Origin of the sequence: Photobacterium galatheae (genome assembly GCF_000695255.1) — a bacterium.
Taxonomy (GTDB): domain Bacteria; phylum Pseudomonadota; class Gammaproteobacteria; order Enterobacterales; family Vibrionaceae; genus Photobacterium; species Photobacterium galatheae.
This window is the reverse complement of record NZ_JMIB01000015.1, coordinates 25,797-44,948: the sequence shown is the minus strand read 5'-3', so window position 1 is coordinate 44,948 and position 19,152 is coordinate 25,797. Positions and strand designations below refer to the sequence as shown.

Here is a 19,152-nt window from a genome sequence, read left to right as displayed (position 1 = left end):
TATTTATCCTGCGGTTATTTTACCCTGTTCGACATGAAACATCTTGCCCTTTTCGTCCTTCATGTCGCCCAGCTGTTCCTCGCTGATGGCACTGATGACCACCTGTGCCTGCGTATCGCGTAATCCTTTGGCCAGCAAAGCCCGCTTACCACTGTCGAGTTCGGAAGCAAAGTCATCAATCAGGTAGAGACACTGCTTACCTGTGGCCTGTCGTAACTGCTGGCCCTGTGCCAATCTGAGGGCACACATCAACAACTTCAGTTGCCCCCGGGACAGTACATCGTCCACCGGCATCGCCGCCACCTTCAGCCTGAGATCCGCTTTGTGCGGGCCGCTGACGGTATAACCCAGTTGCACATCCCGTTCAAAGCTGGCTGCCAGCAGTTCGCCGTAAGGGGTCGATTTCTCCCAGCCGCGGTAGTATCCGAGCTGAATCTCATATTCCGGCAGAAAGTCGGCACAAAAAGCCGTCGCCTGCGCTCGCAGCGCCGCCACATACTCATGACGCCAACCGTCAATGGTTTCGGCCAATTGGGCCAGTTCCTGATCCCAGTAACTGAGTTCACGGTAGCTACGGGCGGTTTTCAGCAGCGCGTTCCGCTGCTTGGTCAGCCGCTTCACCCGGCTCCAGGCCTGATAAAAACGGGGTTCCACATGGAACACGCCCCAGTCGATGAAGGCACGGCGGAATTTCGGCCCCCCCACCATCAACTCGAACCCTTCCGGAGTGATCAATTGCAGTGGCAGAATTTGTGCCAGCTGTGCGACTTTCTGGCCTGTCTGGCCGGCTATTTTAACCTGTGTCGTCCCGTCGCGCTGCTTCTGGATGCCCAGCGGCCGCTCCAGATCACTTTCCGTCTGTACCCGGCCGTGCAATACCAGCTCAGGCTGACCATGACGGATAATCCGGCTGGTCAGGTGGCTGCGAAAGGAACGGCCGTGGCCAAGGAAATAAATGGCTTCCAGCAGACTGGTTTTGCCGCTGCCATTGGCACCGACCAGAAAATTAAAGCCATCAGACAAGGTGAGATCACAAGCTTCCAGATTTCGGAAGTCTTTGACAATAAATCGCGTCAGCGCCATGGTTACAGCCGGATTGGCATCACCACGTACAGGGCATCACTGTCCGCCACATCTTCAATCAGCGTACTGGCGGTAGCATCAGACATCGAAATCCGGACCTGATCGCACTTCAGGGTATTGAGTACATCCAGGATATAACTGACGTTGAAGCCAATCTCCAGTTCGCCGCCCTGATAATTCACGTCCAGTACTTCTTCCGCTTCTTCCTGTTCCGGATTATTCGCGGTAATGCGCATTTCGTTGTCAGCCAGATTCACCCGCACACCACGGAACTTTTCGTTCGACAAAATGGCTGCCCTGGAAAATGCCTGACGCAGTTCATCACAGCCCGCCTGCAGGATCTTGTTACTGTTTTGTGGTAACACCCGGCGATAATCCGGGAAACGGCCATCCACCAGCTTGGAGGTGAAAATAAAATTGTTCACCACGGCACGCAGGTTCGACTCACCGATCTGAAGGACCACTTCAGCATCCGGGCTGTCAAGCAGGCGCACCAGCTCCATCACCCCTTTGCGTGGCAGGATGATCTGCTTACTTGGCAGCTCGCCTTCCGTATCAACGGTACACACCGCCATCCGGTGACCGTCGGTCGCCACAGAGCGCAGCTGTTTACCATCGGTTTCCAGCAGCATGCCATTCAGATAATACCGGACATCCTGATGGGCCATGGAAAACTGGGTGCTATCGATCAGCTGACGAACCTGCCCCTGAGCCAGATGCAGTTCAACTTCACTCTGCCAGTCTTCAATATTCGGGAAATCACTGGCCGGTAAGGTAGTCAGTGAGTAACGACTCCGGCCGGAGCGCAGCAACAAACGGTCGCCCTGCAGCTCAATCTTCAGTTGAGCACTGTCAGGCAAGCCGCGGCAGATATCCAGAAACTTCCGGGCTGGCACGGTGACTGCGCCGGGTTCCCATTCGCCATCCAACGCCAGTTGCGCTACCAGCTCCACTTCCAGATCGGTGGCTGTCAGGGACAGGCTACCCGCATCAACCTTCAGCAACAGGTTCCCAAGAATAGGCAACGACGGACGGCCACCCAGTGCCCCGTTGACCTGTTGCAGCGGTTTAATGAGATGTTCACGTTCAACGGTAAATTTCATATTACGACGACAGTGTCCTGATCAAGTTGGAGTAATCTTCTTTAATATCGTGGCTTTCTTCACGCAGCTGCTCAATTTTCCGGCAGGCATGCAGCACTGTGGTATGGTCGCGCCCCCCAAAAGCATCACCGATTTCCGGCAGGCTATGGTTGGTCAGCTCTTTCGCCAGTGCCATCGCCATTTGGCGCGGACGGGCGACGGAACGTGAACGACGTTTAGACAGCATATCCGCCATCTTGATTTTGTAGTACTCAGCCACGGTCTTCTGAATATTATCAATGGTGACCAGCTTTTCCTGCAGCGCCAGCAAGTCGCGCAGCGCTTCGCGGACAAAGTCGATGGTGATCGCCCGGCCGGTAAAGTTGGCATTGGCAATCACCCGATTCAACGCCCCTTCCAGCTCACGAACATTCGAGCGCAGGCGCTTGGCAATAAAGAAGGCCACTTCGTCAGCCAGACGAATATGGTGGTCTTCTGCTTTTTTCATCAGAATCGCCACCCGGGTTTCGAGTTCAGGCGGTTCAATCGCAACCGTCAGACCCCAGCCAAAACGGGATTTAAGACGGTCTTCCACCCCGCTGATTTCTCGCGGATAACGGTCAGAAGTCAGAATAATTTGCTGGTTGCCTTCCAGCAACGCATTGAAGGTATGGAAAAACTCTTCCTGCGATCGCTCTTTATTGGCAAAAAACTGAATATCATCGATCAACAATGCATCGACACTGCGGTAGTAACGTTTGAACTCTTCAATCGCGTTATTCTGCAGGGCTTTGACCATGTCCTGCACAAACCGCTCGGAGTGCATGTACACCACTTTGGCATTCGGCTTCCGATCTGCAATCGCATTGCCCACCGCATGCAGCAAGTGCGTTTTACCCAAACCGGTGCCGCCGTATAAAAACAGCGGGTTGTACGCAGCACCCGGATTGTCCGCCACCTGACGGCAAGCCGCCAGCCCCAGCTGGTTCGACTTACCTTCAACGAAATTATTGAAATTATGTTTCGGGTTGACGTTCGAACGGTACCCTTTGGCAGACTCCGGCTGCACCGGCGAGGGGGCAGGTTCCCAGGTGGGTGACGGCGGATCGATTTTATCGTGGGCCGTACCAACCGCAACGGCGGCGGCTGGCTGAGGCGGTGGTGCCGTCACCGGTTTGCTGCCGACTTCAAATCGCAGCATCGGGGCATCTGCCCCGCAAAATTCATTCAGCAGACGATTGATACTATTGAGGTACTTGTCCCGCACCCAGTCCAGCACAAAACGGTTGGGGGCGAACAAGGTCAAGGTGTTGTCGTTTAACTCGGCCTGTAGCGGACGAACCCACATGCTGAATTCCGTGGCAGGGAGTTCTTCCTGAAGGCGTTGAAGGCACTGCAGCCAAAGCGAAGATGACAAGTTCGACTCCACACTGAATAACTAAAAATCGAAAAGGGACGCAATTTTATACCTGCTGGCCGCGGATCTCCAGCAAAGAGATCCCAGATCCGGTGAATAAGATCGAAGTTATTCACACGGATCCCACAATGCCAGCTCAGATCACCACAGTTTAGTCTACCCTTACCCACAGTTGTTTACACATTGTGCAGGATCCTGAGCATCAGCAGCACAATCTTTCACCACCACGCCAAAAACAGCTTCTATAGTTATTAGAAATAACTTTTGGTTATTTAAGCATTGTTCTTATTGACAAGTAGGATGATGAAAACCGCCCGACAAAAACAACATCATCTTAGGAGTAGACAGATGAAAAACTGGGTCAAAGCTTCCTTTACCGCACTGGCACTGAGCCTGACCGTCAGCCAGACTGCATTTGCCGCAACTGATGTGAAAGTTGGTATGTCTGGCCGCTACTTCCCGTTCACGTTCGTGAAGCAGGACCAGCTGCAGGGATTCGAGGTCGATGTCTGGAATGAAATCGGTAAGCGAAACGATTATAAAGTGGAATTCGTGACGGCGAACTTTTCCGGCCTGTTCGGCCTGCTGGAAACCGGCCGCATTGATACCATTTCTAACCAGATCACCATTACCGACGAGCGTAAAGCCAAATACCTGTTCAGCGATCCTTATGTGATTGACGGCGCGCAGCTGGTCGTCCGTAAAGGAAACGACAGCATCAAAGGAACAGATGATCTGAGCGGCAAGACTGTGGGTGTTAACCTGGGTTCCAACTACGAGCAACTGCTGCGTGGTCTGGACAATGCTGACCAGATCAATATCAAGACCTACGAAACCGGCATTGAACACGACGTGGCACTGGGTCGGACCGATGCCTTCGTGATGGATCGCCTGTCTTCTGTTGAGCTGATCAAAAAAGCGGGCCTGCCGCTGCAACTGGCCGGTTCAACGTTCGAACGCATTGAAAACGCCTGGCCGTTTCTGAACAACGACAAAGGCCAGAAGCTGCGTGATGACGTCAACAAAGCCCTGAACGCAATGCGCGAGGATGGCACGCTGACCCAAATTTCACAAAAATGGTTCGATGCTGACATTACCCGCTAATGGGCCGGAATGAATCCTGTCATTTCAGGCCACCATCCTTATACTAATCAGTAATATCAAGACTCACCCAGTGGTGAGTCTTGTCACTTTTACTCTTTCAACTCCACGGAACACGCATCCATATGGGCTTCGATTTTGATTACATGCTGTCGCTCATGCCGATTCTGCTCAAATACCTGGGCACAACCATGGGCATGGCGGTCTGGGGACTGGTCTTCGCACTGGTGATCGCAGTAACACTGGCTTTAATACGGGTTTACCGTCTGCCGGTACTGGATCAGATCAGTCAGGTTTACATCAGCTTCTTTCGCGGCACACCACTCCTGGTTCAGCTTTTCCTGCTGTACTACGGACTGCCGCAGGTCTTCCCAGCTCTGGTCGGGCTGGACGCCTTCAGTGCCGCCGTCATTGGTCTGAGTCTGCACTTCGCAGCCTACATGGCTGAAAGTATCCGGGCTGCCATTATCGGTGTCGACCACAGCCAGCGTGAGGCCAGTCTGTCGATCGGGATGACGGAAATGCAGGCCATGCGTCGCATCATCCTGCCCCAGGCAACTCGTGTCGCACTGCCATCGCTGATGAACTACTTTATCGACATGATCAAATCGACCTCGCTGGCCTTTACCCTAGGCGTGGCAGAAATTATGGCCAAAGCCCAGATGGAAGCTTCCTCCAGCTTCAAGTTCTTCGAAGCCTTCCTGGCCGTGGCCCTGATCTACTGGGGCATTGTCGTGATACTGACCCGGATTCAGATCTGGGCGGAAGTGAAACTTAACAGGGCGTATGTACGATGATTCAGCTGCATAACTTCAGCAAACGCTTCGGTGATCACACCATTTTCTCCGGCATTGATCTGGAAATCGATCAGGGCGAGATTGTGGTGATCATCGGCCCGTCCGGCACTGGTAAATCCACCCTGCTACGCTGCATTAATTTTTTGGAGACAGCCAACACCGGGCATCTGACCATTGACAAGATCCACGTCGAAACACCGGTTGCTACCCAAAAAGAAATCCTGGCCATTCGGCGAAAAACTGGCTTCGTCTTTCAGAACTACGCTTTATTTGCCCATATGACGGCCCGTCAGAACATTGCCGAGGGCCTGATCACGGTGAAAGGCTGGAACAAGCAGGCCGCCTATGACAAAGCCCAGCAAATTCTCGACGATATCGGGCTGGGCGATAAAGGCGACAGTTACCCGGCAGCCCTGTCCGGTGGCCAGCAACAACGGGTGGGTATTGGCCGCGCCATGGCGTTGGAAGCCGAACTGCTGCTCTTTGATGAACCCACTTCAGCCCTGGATCCGGAATGGGTTGGCGAAGTGCTGAACCTGATGAAAATGCTGGCGACCCGCAACCAGACCATGCTGGTGGTCACCCATGAAATGCAGTTTGCCCGCGAAGTGGCCGATCGGGTGATCTTCATGGCCGACGGCGAGTTCGTCGAACAGGGATCCCCGCAGGAGATCTTCTCGAATGCCAAGGATCCGCGGTTGCAGAAATTCCTGCGCCAGGTCGGGATCCGCTAAGGATCCTTGCACTCAGCCAAACAAAACGTATAATTCAGCGCCCGGGTTTCTCAGACGAAAAACGGCGCAAAAACCATCTCCGGAAAGCGGGGAAAGATTGACTCGAAGCGGGTCAGTGATTACAATTCCGCCTCTTTGTGGATGTAATGGGTCTCTTTTGGAGCCTGTCCGGGTAACCGGGAACACAAAAACTTAAAACTGATCAGTAATTTTAAGGTAAAACCATGAAACGCACTTTTCAACCTTCAGTTCTAAAGCGCAAGCGTACTCACGGCTTCCGTGCTCGCATGGCAACTAAGAACGGTCGCGCTGTAATCAATGCACGTCGCGCCAAAGGCCGTAAGCGTCTGTCTAAGTAATCATTGCGATTATTTTGAATAAGTTCGCTTTTTCTCGGGAGTTACGTCTGTTAACTCCCGAAGATTATAAACATGTCTTCCAGCAAGCTCATAGTGCTGGCTCCCCTCACTTCACCATTCTGGCTCGCAACAACGACCTGGAACATCCACGGCTCGGTTTGGCAGTCCCTAAAAAACAAATCAAAACCGCAGTTGGTCGAAATCGCTTTAAACGCCTGGTTCGGGAACGCTTCCGTCTCAAGCAACACGATCTGCCTGCGAAAGACTTTGTCGTGATCGCCAAAAAAAGTGCCAGTGAAATGAGCAATGCCGACCTATGCAAATTACTGGATAAGCTATGGCATCGCCTGTCTCGCCCTTCGCGTGGCTAGTCGTCGGACTAGTCCGCTTTTACCAACTGGCAATCAGCCCGCTGCTCGGGCCGCGTTGTCGCTTCACCCCCACCTGCTCTCATTACGCGATCGAAGCGGTAAAAACCCATGGAGCAATAAAAGGTTGTTGGTTCACGGCGAAACGTCTATTAAGATGTCACCCTTTGAATCACGGTGGCTATGACCCCGTTCCGCCAACCCAGGATAACGACAGAGAACATTAACGATGGATTCCCAACGCAATATTCTGTTAATTGCCCTGCTGTTTGTGTCTTTCCTGCTGTTCCAGCAGTGGAATGCCGATAACAGCCCGCAAACTCAGAACCAGACAGCTGCGCAAAGCGCGATGACCCAGGGCGATGTGCCGTCACATAGCGGTGACAGCGCGACGATTCCGGGGCCAAGCAGTTCCGACAAGCTGATCCACATCCGCACCGATGTGCTGGATCTGACGGTTGATACTCTGGGTGGTGATATTGTTGAAGCCAAACTACTGGCCTATGACAATGAACTGGATTCCAGCGATCCGTTCGTGCTGCTGAAAAACGAACCAGCGCACCAGTTTGTTGCCCAGTCAGGCCTGATCGGTGCCAATGGCATCGATTCCACAGCTGGCCGTGCCCAGTTGAATGCAGAACAGAAAGAATATGTTCTGGCTGACGACCAGGACGAACTGCGTGTGCCACTGACCTACAGCAAAGACGGCATCGAATACACCAAGACCTTCACCCTGCACCGTGACAGCTACGCGCTGGAAGTGTCTTACACCATCAACAACCTGTCTGAAAAACCAGCCACTGTACAAATGTACGCACAGCTGAAGCAGACCCTGATGGATGATGGCGGCAGTCTGACCATGCCTACCTATCGTGGCGGCGCTTACTCTGCTGACGACGAAAAATACAATAAGTACAGCTTTGATGACATGGCAGACAAGAGCCTGAACCTGTCTATGAAAAAAGGCTGGGCTGCGATGATGCAGCACTACTTCGTCTCTGCCTGGATTCCGGAAGCGATTCCTGCAAATGCGAACGAAGAGACGCCAAGCAACAACCTGTTCTCTCGCACCAGTCAGGGACAAGGCTACATTGGTGTTCGTATGCCAAGCGAAACCGTACAGCCTGGCAGCGGTCTGACAACCACAGCAAAACTGTGGGTCGGTCCGAAACTGCAGGACAAGATGGAAGCCACGGCCGAAAACCTGAACCTGACTGCTGACTACGGCTGGTTGTGGTTCATCGCGAGTCCGCTGCACAAGCTGCTGTCTCTGATCCACGGCTTTGTTGGCAACTGGGGTATTGCGATCATCATCCTGACCTTCATGGTTCGTGGTGTGATGTTCCCGCTGACCAAAGCACAGTACACCTCGATGGCTAAAATGCGCATGCTGCAACCAAAACTGCAGGCAATGCGTGAGCGCTTCGGCGACGACCGTCAGCGCATGAGCCAGGAAATGATGGAGCTGTACAAGAAAGAGAAAGTGAACCCGCTGGGTGGCTGTCTGCCGCTGCTGCTGCAAATGCCAATCTTCATCGCCCTGTACTGGGCTCTGATGGAGTCTGTGGAACTGCGTCACGCACCTTTCTTCGGTTGGATCCACGATCTGTCAGCACAAGACCCGTATTACGTGCTGCCAATCCTGATGGGTGTGACCATGTTCCTGATCCAGAAGATGAGTCCGACCACAGTGACAGACCCAATGCAGCAGAAGATCATGACCTTCATGCCTGTGCTGTTCACCGGTTTCTTCCTGTTCTTCCCATCCGGTCTGGTGCTGTACTGGTTGGTGTCGAACATCGTGACGCTGATTCAGCAGTCCATCATCTTCAAACAACTGGAGAAGAAAGGCCTGCACAGCAAGTAAGCCTGATCTCGCAAGAAGATGACAAGGCGGCCGGAAAAGGCCGCCTTTTTGTTTCCTGCGCCATCGCCGACTTGCAGAGTTGGCTATCCTGTAAACACTGATTACAATGGCGCCCACGCCAATTGACGAAGCAATCATGATGACACAGACTACGGACACTATTGTTGCTCAGGCCACACCACCCGGTCGCGGTGGCGTCGGCATTATCCGCGTTTCCGGTCCGCTGGCCGGCCTGGTGGCCGAAGCCGTCACCGGACGCACGCTGAAACCCCGCTACGCAGAATACCTGCCCTTCCGAGCCGCAAACGGCACGGCGCTCGATCAGGGGATCGCCCTGTTCTTCCCGAATCCGAATTCCTTTACCGGCGAAGACGTTCTGGAGCTGCAAGGCCATGGTGGTCCGGTACTGATGGACATGCTGATCAAACGCATCCTGCAAATCGACGGCGTGCGCCCGGCCCGTCCGGGAGAATTTTCTGAGCGTGCCTTCATGAATGACAAGCTGGATCTGGCTCAGGCCGAGGCCATTGCCGATCTGATTGATGCCAGCAGCGAAGAAGCCGCGAAAAGCGCATTTCAGTCGCTGCAAGGTGCTTTTTCAAACCGGGTTAATGACCTGGTGGAAGCCCTGATTCACCTGCGAATCTACGTTGAAGCGGCGATTGATTTTCCGGAAGAGGAAATCGACTTTCTCAGTGACGGCAAGGTCAGTGCCGATCTGGATTCCGTGATGGCACAACTCGATGCCGTGCGCCGCGAGGCCAATCAGGGGGCCATCATGCGTGAAGGCATGAAAGTGGTCATTGCCGGTCGCCCCAATGCAGGAAAGTCCAGCCTGCTCAACGCCCTGTCCGGGAAAGACAGCGCGATTGTCACCGACATTGCCGGGACCACCCGTGACGTGTTGCGTGAGCACATCCACATCGATGGCATGCCGCTGCACATCATCGATACCGCCGGTCTGCGCGATGCCAGTGATGAAGTCGAACGAATCGGGATTGAGCGTGCCTGGGATGAAATTCAGCAAGCAGACCGCGTACTCTTTATGGTTGATGCCACCACGACAGACGCCACCGATCCGGCAGACATCTGGCCGGACTTTATCGAACGCCTGCCGGACAGCATGGGGCTGACTGTTATCCGCAACAAAGCAGAACTGACCGGCGAAACGACCGGGATCTGCCATATCAGCCAGCCAACCCTGATCCGACTCTCGGCACGCACCGGTGAGGGGGTAGATGCCCTGCGTGAGCACCTCAAAGCCTGTATGGGCTTTGCCGGCACCACTGAAGGGGGCTTTATGGCCCGCCGCCGCCATCTGGATGCGCTGGAGCGCGCAGCCACACACCTCGACACAGGCAAAGCACAGCTGGAAGGTTACATGGCGGGCGAAATTCTGGCGGAAGAGCTGCGTCTGGCTCAGCAGCACCTGAGCGAAATCACCGGGGAATTCACCTCCGATGATCTGCTGGGCCGCATCTTTACGTCCTTCTGTATCGGGAAATAAACCCGCACAGAATCGGGTTGCCAACAATATAGCCCCGCCATTCAGGCGGGGTTTTCGTTTAGCGGTGTTACAACACAGCAACCGAGAGCGCGATCTCGCCATGTTCGGTCAGGAACGACTGTTCCTGGCCGGCCATCCCGTCGGAAAGCGGATGAACCACCAGCTCCCGGGCCAGCGTTTCCTGCATCAGGTAATCCTGATGCTGTGTGACCCAGCCCGCCAGAATCTCCGGTGCCAGTAGGTCGATCCGGATCCGGTCGCTGACCGCAAATCCACTGTCCTTACGGAGCTTCTGGATCCGGCTGATCACCTCCCGGACAGCCCCTTCCCCGATCAGCGCATCCGTGAGTTCCGGATCCACATCCAGCGAGATAAACCGGTTCGACACGGCATGGGTACCTGTTTTCGCTTGACGGTAGAGCACAATATCTTCATCGCTGAACACTTCCCCATCGAGTGTCAGCTGGCCCTGCGTTTGCAAATCCATCAGCTGGGCTTCCGTCAGGGACTGGATCAGGGCTGAGTAATGCTTCATCTTCGGCCCCAGCCGCCGACCCAATCCGGCAAAATTCGGTTTGGCGTAAAAATCGATGTAGTCCGCTTCATGCTCGCTGAACAATACGGTCTTCACATTCAGCTCGGTGCGGATATAGTCCGACAACCGGGCCACATCCGCCAGCACAGCCGGATCGCGGTGCAGCACCGTCATTCGGTTCAGCGGGGTTTTGATTTTGATTTTCAGCTCGTTGCGCTTCTGCCGTCCCATGATGACCAGATGCTGAAACCGCTCGACGGACGCTTCCAGCATCGGTTGCTGCAAGGCCGTCTCGGCGACAGGATAGGTACACAGATGGACCGATTCCGGCACACTGCCGGGCTGACGAAATACCAGCATCGCCTGATAGAGATGTTCCGACAGAAACGGTGCAAACGGGGCCATCAGCGTGCCGAATGTCTCCAGGCAACGGAACAGCGTCTGATAGGCGTGCGCTTTATCCTCAGTCATCCCCGACTGCCAGAACCGGGCCCGGTTGAGACGGATATACCAGTTGGTCAGCTGCTCGAGAAACTCAAACAGTGCCGGCACCACCTGATACAGGCGATATTGCTGCATCTCGTCATTTACCCGCTGGGTCAGAGTCTGAAGCCTTGACAGGATCCACTGGTCGAGAACATTGTCACTGGGTGTCTGCGCCGGCGAATACTGCCACTGATCCAGTGCAGCATAAGTGGCAAAGAACTTATAACCGTTGTACCAGGGCAACAGGACCCGGCGCACCATGTCCTGCACCCCACTGTCGGCAAAGCACTGTTCTTCCGCTCTGACCAGCCCTGAGTTGATCAGATACAACCGCAGGGCATCAGCACCGTATTGCTCCATCAGCACATCCGGCGCGGTATAGTTTTTCAGACGTTTGGACATTTTCTTGCCGTCTTCGGCCATCACGATGCCGTTGACAATGACGTTCCGAAACGCTGGCTGACCAAACAGACACTCACTCAGAACCTGCAAGGTATAGAACCAGCCCCGGGTCTGATCGACCCCTTCAGCAATGAAGGCCGCCGGAAAATTCTTTTCAAACTGACCTTTGTTTTCAAACGGATAATGCACCTGTGCATAGGGCATGGCGCCCGACTCGAACCAGCAGTCGAACACTTCCTCAATGCGCCGGTAGACCCCGGCCTCGCCCGGCAGGGTAAACGTCAGACCATCCACATGGTCACGGTGCAGGTCATCAACCGTCACCCCGGTATAACGAGCCAGCTCCTCACGCGAGCCGAGGCACAGCTGGCTGCCGGTGGTGTCATTAATCCAGATCGGTAACGGCGTACCCCAGTAGCGGTTACGGGACACCGCCCAGTCTTTAGCACCGGCCAGCCATTTGCCCATCCGCCCTTCCTGCAAATGATCCGGCACCCAGTTCACCTGTCGGTTATTCGCTACCAGCGCATCACGCATCGACGCAACCCGGATATACCAGGAGGGTACGGTGCGATAAATGATCGGGGTATCTGAACGCGGGCAGAAGGGATAACTGTGCACAATGGTCTCCTGCCGATACACCAGCCCCTGTGCTTTCAGGGCCTGAATGATCGCCTTGTCGGCATCTTTCACGTACATTCCCTGATAGTCCGGCACTTCTGTGGTAAAACGCCCGCGGCCGTCCAGCGGACAGGGAGAAACCTGAATCTCATGGGCTCTGGCGACTCGCTGATCATCTTCCCCGAAGGCCGGTGCCATATGGACAATCCCGGTTCCGTTGTCCGTCGAAACAAAGTCATCGACCAGTACCCGGAAGGCACCATCAGCCGCATGTTCAGCAAAGCAGTCAAATAGCGGCTGGTAACGCATGCCCGCCAGCGCTGCCCCTGTTCGGGTTTCCAGCACCACAACGTCCTGTCCTTTACAGACGGCATCCAGCCGGGACTGAGCCAGCCACAGATCGCAGCCGAGGGTCTGATCATGCACTTTGACATAAGAGATATCCGGGCCGACACACAAGGCCATATTCGATGGCAACGTCCAGGGGGTCGTGGTCCAGGCGGCCAGATATCCGTCTTCATCGACTAATTTGAAAAGGACGGTGATGGCTGGATCCTGAACGTCTTTATAGTTGGAGGTCGCCTCAAAATTCGACAGCACAGTTTCCAGCTCGGTTGAGTAAGCAACCACTTTTTCGCCCTGATAAACCAACCCCTTATCCCATAACTGCTGGAATACCCACCAGACCGACTCCATGTACCAGGGCTCCATGGTGCGGTAATCGTTGTCAAAATCAACCCAGCGACCCAAGCGCGAAATGGTCTTTTCCCACTCCCGGGTATAACGCTGCACGATACCGCGGCATTCATCGTTGTAACGGGCAATCCCCAGACGCTCCACCGCCTCCTTGGCCGACATCCCCAGCGTTTTATCGATCTCATGCTCAATCGGCAGGCCGTGGCAGTCCCAACCGAAACGGCGCTGCACAAAATGCCCTTTCATCGTGAAATAGCGCGGAATGACATCCTTAATGGTCGACGCAACTAAATGGCCATGATGCGGCAGGCCAGTCGCAAAAGGAGGGCCATCGTAAAACACGTATTCCGGCTGGTGGGCCGACTGTGCCAGCGACTGACGGAAGATCTGCTGATCCTGCCAGAATCCGAGCACGGCATGTTCAGCCTCGACAAAGGAAAAAACGGGGGATGCAGACACGTCAGAGAGCTGATCGGTCTGGGACGGGGTTGCTTTTGAACTCATGGCTGCCTCTCTGCGACTTTGGCCCGGGAAGCAGTGATCCAAAAAAAAACCGCCTCCAGGGCGGGTTTGACATGATTGAAACACAAGCGAACCCACCACTCCTAAGGAATGATGATAATAATTCGCTGCGGGTTCAATAATGTCTTCATGACTTCAACATAAGCCGCTGGCTGGCCCCTGTCAACAACGTATGCAACTGAACCCTCAATATTTTTTGTGAATACTTGGTTACAGAAACATCCTCCCCGGTCTGTTCGGACAGCTTTCCTCACTGGTGAGTTGCCGCTCCCCCAGGGGAAAGGGCAAAAAGTCCCCGAAGGGACTTTCTCATACAATCGAGATGTTTTGGCGGTTCAAGCTATTCCTTATTTCAGAATGTCTGGAATGCCATGTCCACTTCACCCGTCCGCGTTTATGCGCTGTCTGAAGAACTCACCCATTCAGATTCGGCTCGCTTCCTGTCGGATAAAAGAAAAACGATCATCATGAAAGAGAGCACACCCAATATGATGGCCAGTATAAAAGAACTCATAAAACTGGGATCGAACGAATAAGCAAGCCCGCCCAGAAAAGCACCCATCCCAATACCGAGATTCAAAATGGAAATGTTATAGCTGAAGACCTGGCTGGGATCGCCTTTGATTAACCGAAGCAGCGCAAACTGAACTGTCGGATTGGTCCCCCAATGGAATAAATTCCACACGCCGATACAAATCAAGAAAACATACAAGCTGTCCAGATAAAGAGACATCACGACAATCGCAATTAAATAGACGCTACAAATCGTCATAAAGGACTTATAGTAGCCCAATGATTCAGATAAAACATTTCCCAACTTGGAACCAATAATGCCGCAAACACCAGCAATAAATAGCGCCAGACTGACACTTTCAATCGAAAATCCATGAGTTTTCATCATGGGTTCAATGTAAGTAAACAAAATACTATTGGAAGCCATCATGAATAAAAGTACCAATAAAACAGAAGTCAGTTTCCATCGTTCCACAACCTGGTACTCACCATTCGTCGTGCGCTCTTTTGTTGATCCCGTCGGTTGAAAAAACAACGCGATCAAGACCAGACAAACCGCTGAAAGCGCAAAAATGGCGTAAAAAGTCGATTTCCACCCCACAGCATCTGACAGTAAAGTGCCAATCGGTACTCCGAGAATATTTGATGCGCAAAACCCAACGTAAATATTCGCGACAATTTTGGCCTGATTCGATGCGGATGCAACTTTCGTCCCAATGGCCAGTAACTTCACGGTAATTAATGATGCCGCACTGGCTAAAACCACTCTGACAACACACAAAGCAAGATAAGTACTGACCATCGTGGTCAGCCAGGCACAAAGAATAAAAACCACCATACTGATGCAAAGCATCTGTTTATCATCATATTTTCGGGTGATTTTCGTCAGAACTGGCCCTAATACACCAAAAGAAACCGCATAAATTGTGACCAGTTGCCCTATCAATGATTCCTCGACACCAAATGACTGGGACATCGGTGAAATAATACCAATCACAATCAGATCGGAGACACCAACCATAAACATCGTAAGAAAGCCAATCAGAGATACGTTTCTTTCCGGACTTCTCATATCAATAGACCTTGTTCGAAATAAAATAAACCATTGCTCAAGAAAGCTTGATGGATGGTTTTATCAAAGCAAAAGTATCGAACAAATGATCAATCAACAAGACGCCGGGGATTTCCTCTGGGTGACTGTCTTTCCGGAGGCAACAGCAATATACATGCTCTTCCGGGCAGATGTGTGTATGCGCTGGGTTTGATGTAATCCACAACACGTCTTTTGTTGTATTCAGACGACGGACTTGCTCTGTCAGTGATGTATTCGGGTCATCGACAACGATCACTTCTTTGCCGAGTTGATTCATTCGTCTCACAGCATCACGAAAATTGGCCTCCCCGAGCCACGAGACAATTTCTTCATCAATCAAATAAAAATCTGCAGAAATCGTTTCGTATAACCATGGCTCAAAAGAGTCAATCTGATTCGTATCGCCGATAAAGTAAGATAATTTGAGGGGCGAGGGTTTTTCTTCACCAATAATTGGCCCCAAACCATGATGTACGGGGCATCCATCAAACTTTTCAGCCCGTGATCTGACGAGCTTCTGGGCATTGGCTTTTCGCTTATTATTATAATTAAAATATTCATCAGAGGCGCTGAATGCCTGCATCGCAAGGCTGATCTGACTGCCTAGATTTCTTGAATCTCTGTTGGCGTAGCCCGATGAACTGAAATTGATGAACCAGACTTCGCCTTGAAAACAGAACGCATAGTCCGGATCGGCCGGGTCACGGCTCACCCCCGCTGGCCAGGGCGTTTCATCATAACGTTCCAGTTGGCTCAACAGTTCCCAGGCTGTGAGCTGTAAGCTTTGCAAACTCATTGCGCCAATGGGCTCAAAATAGACCAGTAATCCAGATACGCCCCGCTCTTTGGCGGGCATGGCACGAATTTCAGACAGATATTGCGTAATGTCTTCCGCCAGCGCCTGGGCAGAATAGGGAAAATTCAGGGCCGAAATATAATGCACTTCTTTTTGGGCCCCTAAAATGCCAAATGTACATGGAAAATCCTTTTCCATGATCACCTGTGTCGAACGATGAAACTCCGCCTCTACCCAGCTATACGGGCTGTGACGTACCGTTTGTATCGCTTTTTGTTGGATTAACATGTCAAAATCCCTTCTGAAATCTAGGCAAGCGTTAATAAATCAGCAGTGTTCTCAATCAGATGATCCGGACTTTCATCCGCTAACTGATGTCGGGAATGCGCCCCCCAAAGTACCGCACACGATCGCACTTGAGCGGACTTCGCCATTTGGATGTCATAGCAGGCATCGCCAATCATCACGGTGGATTCCGGCTGAGCATTGAAATCTTGTATCAGTTTAAAAATACTGTCTGGTGCAGGTTTATAGTTTTCAACATGGTCTGAACCAATCACCCCATCAAAATATGTTTGAATGGCGAGAGAAGCTAAATTTTGATTCAGTACTTTGGAATTTTTACTGGATGCAATAAACAGTCTTTTTCCATCGCGCTTTAATGTTTGCAAGACTTCAGTTATCCCGGGAAACAACCGGATCAAATGGTTCTGATTCTTTTGATATTCTTCCCGGAACACCTGAATGAGCTGGTCAAATTTTTCTGCTGTTAATGCTGTAGCACCCATTTCCCGAAAAGACTTTTCAATAGGAATTCCCATCAAGCTTTCTATCATTTTCTCATCTGGTTTTGGCAATCCCATGAATTCAAATGCACTTTGGGTCGAAACAATGCCACATTGTGCCGTATCTGCAATCGTTCCATCAAAATCAAATATATAGTCTGTGTATGACATTTTGTTTTCCACTCTTTATCAGATGATATTTATTGACGATGTCTTTTTCATCCAGTGCCGCAATGTAATCCAGTGCTTTTCTGGGGTCATGTTGCTGTTCAAGCAAAGAATCATAAATAGATGACAGCACGTCATTTGCCAGAGACGCTTCTTTTTCCAGATATTTCATGTCATCCAGACAAGCAATCACCCTGCGGTTTACATCGCTGAAAAATTGGTGCATCGATGACTTACACAGCATAAACTCTCGGTGTGATGTCATCATTTCATTTACAATATCAATCGTTTTACACGTTTTATGGCAGAGAATCGTATCAATCACACTGCGATGTTCCATTGAACAACATAAATCGCGAACAAATGCATCTCCCCGAATGGTTATCAAATCTTTGAGATCCGTAATACTGTATGACAACTTATCAGAGACCTGAATCACCTCTCTGATCGGTGCTAAAGAGAAAAATTTATCGAAACATAAAATAAAGGCATCCTCCCGATAAATACCTTTAATGATTCCTTGCCGAGCTTGTGTTTCAGGAATGACATTTTTATGTTTCAGACAAAGCAGTGCGATCATTAATGGAAACTGCATATTTTTTAATGTCATTCGGACGGATTGGGCATTACTCTCAAACCCGCCTACATCTCTGGCTATCTCATTCAATACTCGCTCGCCGACATGCCCAAATGGCGGATGACCAATATCATGGAGCAAGGCACCGATTTGACATAATAACTGCGCTTCCATTGTCATTTCTTCAGAGAAAACATTCACCACTTCATAAACATCCAGAGAATGTGCCCACCGGTTGCAATGGTGCTCTCGCCTGAATGGATAAGGAATTAATTGTGTTTTTCCATAGAGTGATAAAAAGTCAGAGCGACAGACGATACTTTTTTTGATTCGCTCAAGAGACGAGATACTCAGCGATATATTTTCCTGATTCGCAGACATGATTTTTCCAAAAATTAATTCCTGAAATGCGTCAAAGTTAGCAATGATTCAAGCGATCAGGATTTGGCCTCCCTAAAGCAAGCGCATCGATCATTAAGCCGGTGATTTTTTGAGCATGCTATACAGTCATATTCATATGTGTCAATGGGGGGCCAGAAGCACAAGATTTGTTGCGAGATACCTCAAATATTTAAAAAAGTGACAGCAAAACATCCAGCAAAAATATGACATCAATCCCATATCTTGCCTTGATTTTTCCTGACTCAATAATCAAGATGAAAAATCGGCTCTACCGAGCAAGAATACGAGCAAGAAGATGTGTCCTATCATGGTCATCTGTGGATGACGACGGTCTGCGATACAGCAATCCGCAATTGAGAACGACCTGTTGGACTACGTTCACAACAGACAAAAACTGTCATCGCATCGTCATCCGCAACGCCACGTCTTCGAGGAACCGAGTTTTCTCACACTCATCCATGCCAAGGCTTTTCCACTCCATCAAAAAGCCAGATACAATCGCCTTCTTTATATTCACCCATGAAGCGAGAACACGATGGCTGCAATTACCCTGATCACTGGCAGTACGCTGGGCGGAGCCGAATATGTCGCCGATCATTTATCAGAACTGCTCACTGATGCAGGTCACGACACCACGATTATGAATCAGGCCAATCTGGCAGAGCTGGATCCAGCCCAGATCTGGCTATTGATCTGCTCCACCCACGGCGCTGGCGAGTTTCCGGATAATATCCAGCCGTTTGTCAGCCAGCTCCAGGTCCAACAACCAGACTTGACCCCTTTGCGCTATGGGATTGTCGCCATCGGCGACAGCAGCTACGACACCTTCTGTCAGGCAGGGAAAGATCTTGACCATTTACTGGCTGGACTGGGAGCCAAACGACTGGGGGAGCGACTCGAAATCGACGTCTCGCTGGATCCCGTCCCTGAAGATCCAGCAGAAATCTGGCTGAACAGCTGGCAAAAACACCTGTAACACCCATCGAACTGGCGGATTTTATTCCCAATACCGCCAGTTTTTTAAGATCCGCCTGTGGATAACTATAGATCTAAACGGTGATCAACCCTTTGTTATCCAATGAACAAGATCAGCCTCCCCCAAGCCCTGTTGATAAGTAGCCATTTAGATCCCAGGGTTTCCCAACGAAGATCCCGTGTCCCTCACAAGTAATGATCCTCCCTAACTCCATGATCATCCGGATCAAAAAGCACTTATCCACACGATCCGGTGATCCTAATAG

17 protein-coding genes are annotated in these 19,152 nt (G+C 51.5%); 9 read left to right on the top strand and 8 right to left on the bottom strand.

The annotated features are described in order from the left end of the window. Nucleotides 1-3: 3 nt before the first annotated feature. The 3 genes from recF to dnaA are packed head-to-tail and all read right to left on the bottom strand — an operon-like array spanning nucleotide 4 to nucleotide 3,582. The gene (gene recF / locus EA58_RS08100) at nucleotides 4-1,083 is read right to left on the bottom strand and encodes a DNA replication/repair protein RecF (RefSeq protein ID WP_036751231.1); all 1,080 of its coding nucleotides are present in this window, start codon (nucleotides 1,081-1,083) and stop codon (nucleotides 4-6) included. Nucleotides 1,084-1,085: 2 nt separating this feature from the next. Beyond that, nucleotides 1,086-2,186 carry a DNA polymerase III subunit beta gene (gene dnaN, locus EA58_RS08095; RefSeq protein ID WP_036751228.1) on the bottom strand — a complete coding sequence of 367 codons (1,101 nt, stop codon included), beginning with the start codon at nucleotides 2,184-2,186 and terminating at the stop codon, nucleotides 1,086-1,088. A gap of 1 nt (nucleotide 2,187) precedes the next feature. Beyond that, the gene (gene dnaA / locus EA58_RS08090) at nucleotides 2,188-3,582 is read right to left on the bottom strand and encodes a chromosomal replication initiator protein DnaA (RefSeq protein ID WP_036751225.1); all 1,395 of its coding nucleotides are present in this window, start codon (nucleotides 3,580-3,582) and stop codon (nucleotides 2,188-2,190) included. A gap of 348 nt (nucleotides 3,583-3,930) precedes the next feature. On the opposite strand from dnaA, the gene EA58_RS08085 reads away from it, so the two are divergent. The 8 genes from EA58_RS08085 (at nucleotide 3,931) to mnmE (ending at nucleotide 10,315) form a co-directional block, all read left to right on the top strand. Then, nucleotides 3,931-4,686: an amino acid ABC transporter substrate-binding protein gene (locus EA58_RS08085; protein WP_036751223.1), complete on the top strand. Its 756-nt coding sequence runs from the start codon at nucleotides 3,931-3,933 to the stop codon at nucleotides 4,684-4,686. A gap of 122 nt (nucleotides 4,687-4,808) precedes the next feature. Continuing rightward, a complete protein-coding gene (locus EA58_RS08080; RefSeq protein ID WP_036751221.1) occupies nucleotides 4,809-5,480 on the top strand; it encodes an amino acid ABC transporter permease in 672 nt (223 codons plus the stop codon). After that, nucleotides 5,477-6,214 carry an amino acid ABC transporter ATP-binding protein gene (locus EA58_RS08075; RefSeq protein WP_036751219.1) on the top strand — a complete coding sequence of 246 codons (738 nt, stop codon included), beginning with the start codon at nucleotides 5,477-5,479 and terminating at the stop codon, nucleotides 6,212-6,214. The genes EA58_RS08080 and EA58_RS08075 overlap by 4 nt, the downstream gene beginning before the upstream one ends. 224 nt (nucleotides 6,215-6,438) lie before the next feature. After that, nucleotides 6,439-6,573 (top strand): 50S ribosomal protein L34, encoded by a 135-nt coding sequence (gene rpmH / locus EA58_RS21320; RefSeq protein ID WP_081669218.1) that lies wholly within the window; start codon nucleotides 6,439-6,441, stop codon nucleotides 6,571-6,573. A gap of 14 nt (nucleotides 6,574-6,587) precedes the next feature. Next, complete coding sequence (gene rnpA, locus EA58_RS08070) at nucleotides 6,588-6,944, top strand: ribonuclease P protein component (RefSeq protein ID WP_036751217.1); 357 nt, start codon at nucleotides 6,588-6,590, stop codon at nucleotides 6,942-6,944. Then, nucleotides 6,911-7,168, top strand: coding sequence for a membrane protein insertion efficiency factor YidD (gene yidD / locus EA58_RS21315; RefSeq protein WP_081819586.1), 258 nt, complete (start codon nucleotides 6,911-6,913; stop codon nucleotides 7,166-7,168). Before rnpA ends, yidD begins: the two co-directional genes overlap by 34 nt. A 2-nt stretch (nucleotides 7,169-7,170) precedes the next feature. Continuing rightward, nucleotides 7,171-8,808, top strand: a complete 1,638-nt coding sequence (yidC, locus tag EA58_RS08065) for a membrane protein insertase YidC (RefSeq protein ID WP_036751215.1) — start codon at nucleotides 7,171-7,173, stop codon at nucleotides 8,806-8,808. Between the two features lie 139 nt (nucleotides 8,809-8,947). Then, complete coding sequence (mnmE, locus tag EA58_RS08060; RefSeq protein WP_036751265.1) at nucleotides 8,948-10,315, top strand: tRNA uridine-5-carboxymethylaminomethyl(34) synthesis GTPase MnmE; 1,368 nt, start codon at nucleotides 8,948-8,950, stop codon at nucleotides 10,313-10,315. A 67-nt stretch (nucleotides 10,316-10,382) separates the two neighbouring features. Here mnmE and ileS read toward each other — a convergent pair whose 3' ends face one another. From ileS to EA58_RS08035, 5 genes are all read right to left on the bottom strand, one after another. Further along, complete coding sequence (ileS, locus tag EA58_RS08055; protein WP_051641951.1) at nucleotides 10,383-13,559, bottom strand: isoleucine--tRNA ligase; 3,177 nt, start codon at nucleotides 13,557-13,559, stop codon at nucleotides 10,383-10,385. A gap of 412 nt (nucleotides 13,560-13,971) precedes the next feature. Next, nucleotides 13,972-15,162, bottom strand: coding sequence for an MFS transporter (locus tag EA58_RS08050; RefSeq protein WP_036751213.1), 1,191 nt, complete (start codon nucleotides 15,160-15,162; stop codon nucleotides 13,972-13,974). Nucleotides 15,163-15,199: 37 nt separating this feature from the next. After that, complete coding sequence (locus EA58_RS08045; protein WP_051641949.1) at nucleotides 15,200-16,267, bottom strand: YqcI/YcgG family protein; 1,068 nt, start codon at nucleotides 16,265-16,267, stop codon at nucleotides 15,200-15,202. A 20-nt stretch (nucleotides 16,268-16,287) separates the two neighbouring features. Further along, nucleotides 16,288-16,935 (bottom strand): HAD family hydrolase, encoded by a 648-nt coding sequence (locus EA58_RS08040; protein ID WP_036751211.1) that lies wholly within the window; start codon nucleotides 16,933-16,935, stop codon nucleotides 16,288-16,290. Beyond that, nucleotides 16,910-17,890, bottom strand: coding sequence for an HD domain-containing protein (locus EA58_RS08035; RefSeq protein ID WP_036751209.1), 981 nt, complete (start codon nucleotides 17,888-17,890; stop codon nucleotides 16,910-16,912). The genes EA58_RS08040 and EA58_RS08035 overlap by 26 nt, the downstream gene beginning before the upstream one ends. Before the next feature lie 556 nt (nucleotides 17,891-18,446). Between EA58_RS08035 and mioC the strand changes: the two genes are divergently transcribed. Further along, nucleotides 18,447-18,887: an FMN-binding protein MioC gene (mioC, locus tag EA58_RS08030; protein WP_036751208.1), complete on the top strand. Its 441-nt coding sequence runs from the start codon at nucleotides 18,447-18,449 to the stop codon at nucleotides 18,885-18,887. The last annotated feature ends 265 nt before the right edge of the window (nucleotides 18,888-19,152 follow it).

Excerpts from the sequence above, each read along its gene's own strand:
- dnaN (WP_036751228.1), bottom strand. The coding sequence starts at position 2,186 with ATGAAATTTACCGTTGAACGTGAACATCTCATTAAACCGCTGCAACAG.
- EA58_RS08035 (WP_036751209.1), bottom strand. The coding sequence starts at position 17,890 with ATGTCTGCGAATCAGGAAAATATATCGCTGAGTATCTCGTCTCTTGAG.
- EA58_RS08050 (WP_036751213.1), bottom strand. The coding sequence starts at position 15,162 with ATGAGAAGTCCGGAAAGAAACGTATCTCTGATTGGCTTTCTTACGATG.
- yidD (WP_081819586.1), top strand. The coding sequence starts at position 6,911 with ATGGCATCGCCTGTCTCGCCCTTCGCGTGGCTAGTCGTCGGACTAGTC.
- EA58_RS08080 (WP_036751221.1), top strand. The coding sequence starts at position 4,809 with ATGGGCTTCGATTTTGATTACATGCTGTCGCTCATGCCGATTCTGCTC.
- EA58_RS08075 (WP_036751219.1), top strand. The coding sequence starts at position 5,477 with ATGATTCAGCTGCATAACTTCAGCAAACGCTTCGGTGATCACACCATT.
- EA58_RS08045 (WP_051641949.1), bottom strand. The coding sequence starts at position 16,267 with ATGTTAATCCAACAAAAAGCGATACAAACGGTACGTCACAGCCCGTAT.
- mioC (WP_036751208.1), top strand. The coding sequence starts at position 18,447 with ATGGCTGCAATTACCCTGATCACTGGCAGTACGCTGGGCGGAGCCGAA.
- EA58_RS08085 (WP_036751223.1), top strand. The coding sequence starts at position 3,931 with ATGAAAAACTGGGTCAAAGCTTCCTTTACCGCACTGGCACTGAGCCTG.
- recF (WP_036751231.1), bottom strand. The coding sequence starts at position 1,083 with ATGGCGCTGACGCGATTTATTGTCAAAGACTTCCGAAATCTGGAAGCT.
- mnmE (WP_036751265.1), top strand. The coding sequence starts at position 8,948 with ATGACACAGACTACGGACACTATTGTTGCTCAGGCCACACCACCCGGT.
- ileS (WP_051641951.1), bottom strand. The coding sequence starts at position 13,559 with ATGAGTTCAAAAGCAACCCCGTCCCAGACCGATCAGCTCTCTGACGTG.
- rpmH (WP_081669218.1), top strand. The coding sequence starts at position 6,439 with ATGAAACGCACTTTTCAACCTTCAGTTCTAAAGCGCAAGCGTACTCAC.
- EA58_RS08040 (WP_036751211.1), bottom strand. The coding sequence starts at position 16,935 with ATGTCATACACAGACTATATATTTGATTTTGATGGAACGATTGCAGAT.
- yidC (WP_036751215.1), top strand. The coding sequence starts at position 7,171 with ATGGATTCCCAACGCAATATTCTGTTAATTGCCCTGCTGTTTGTGTCT.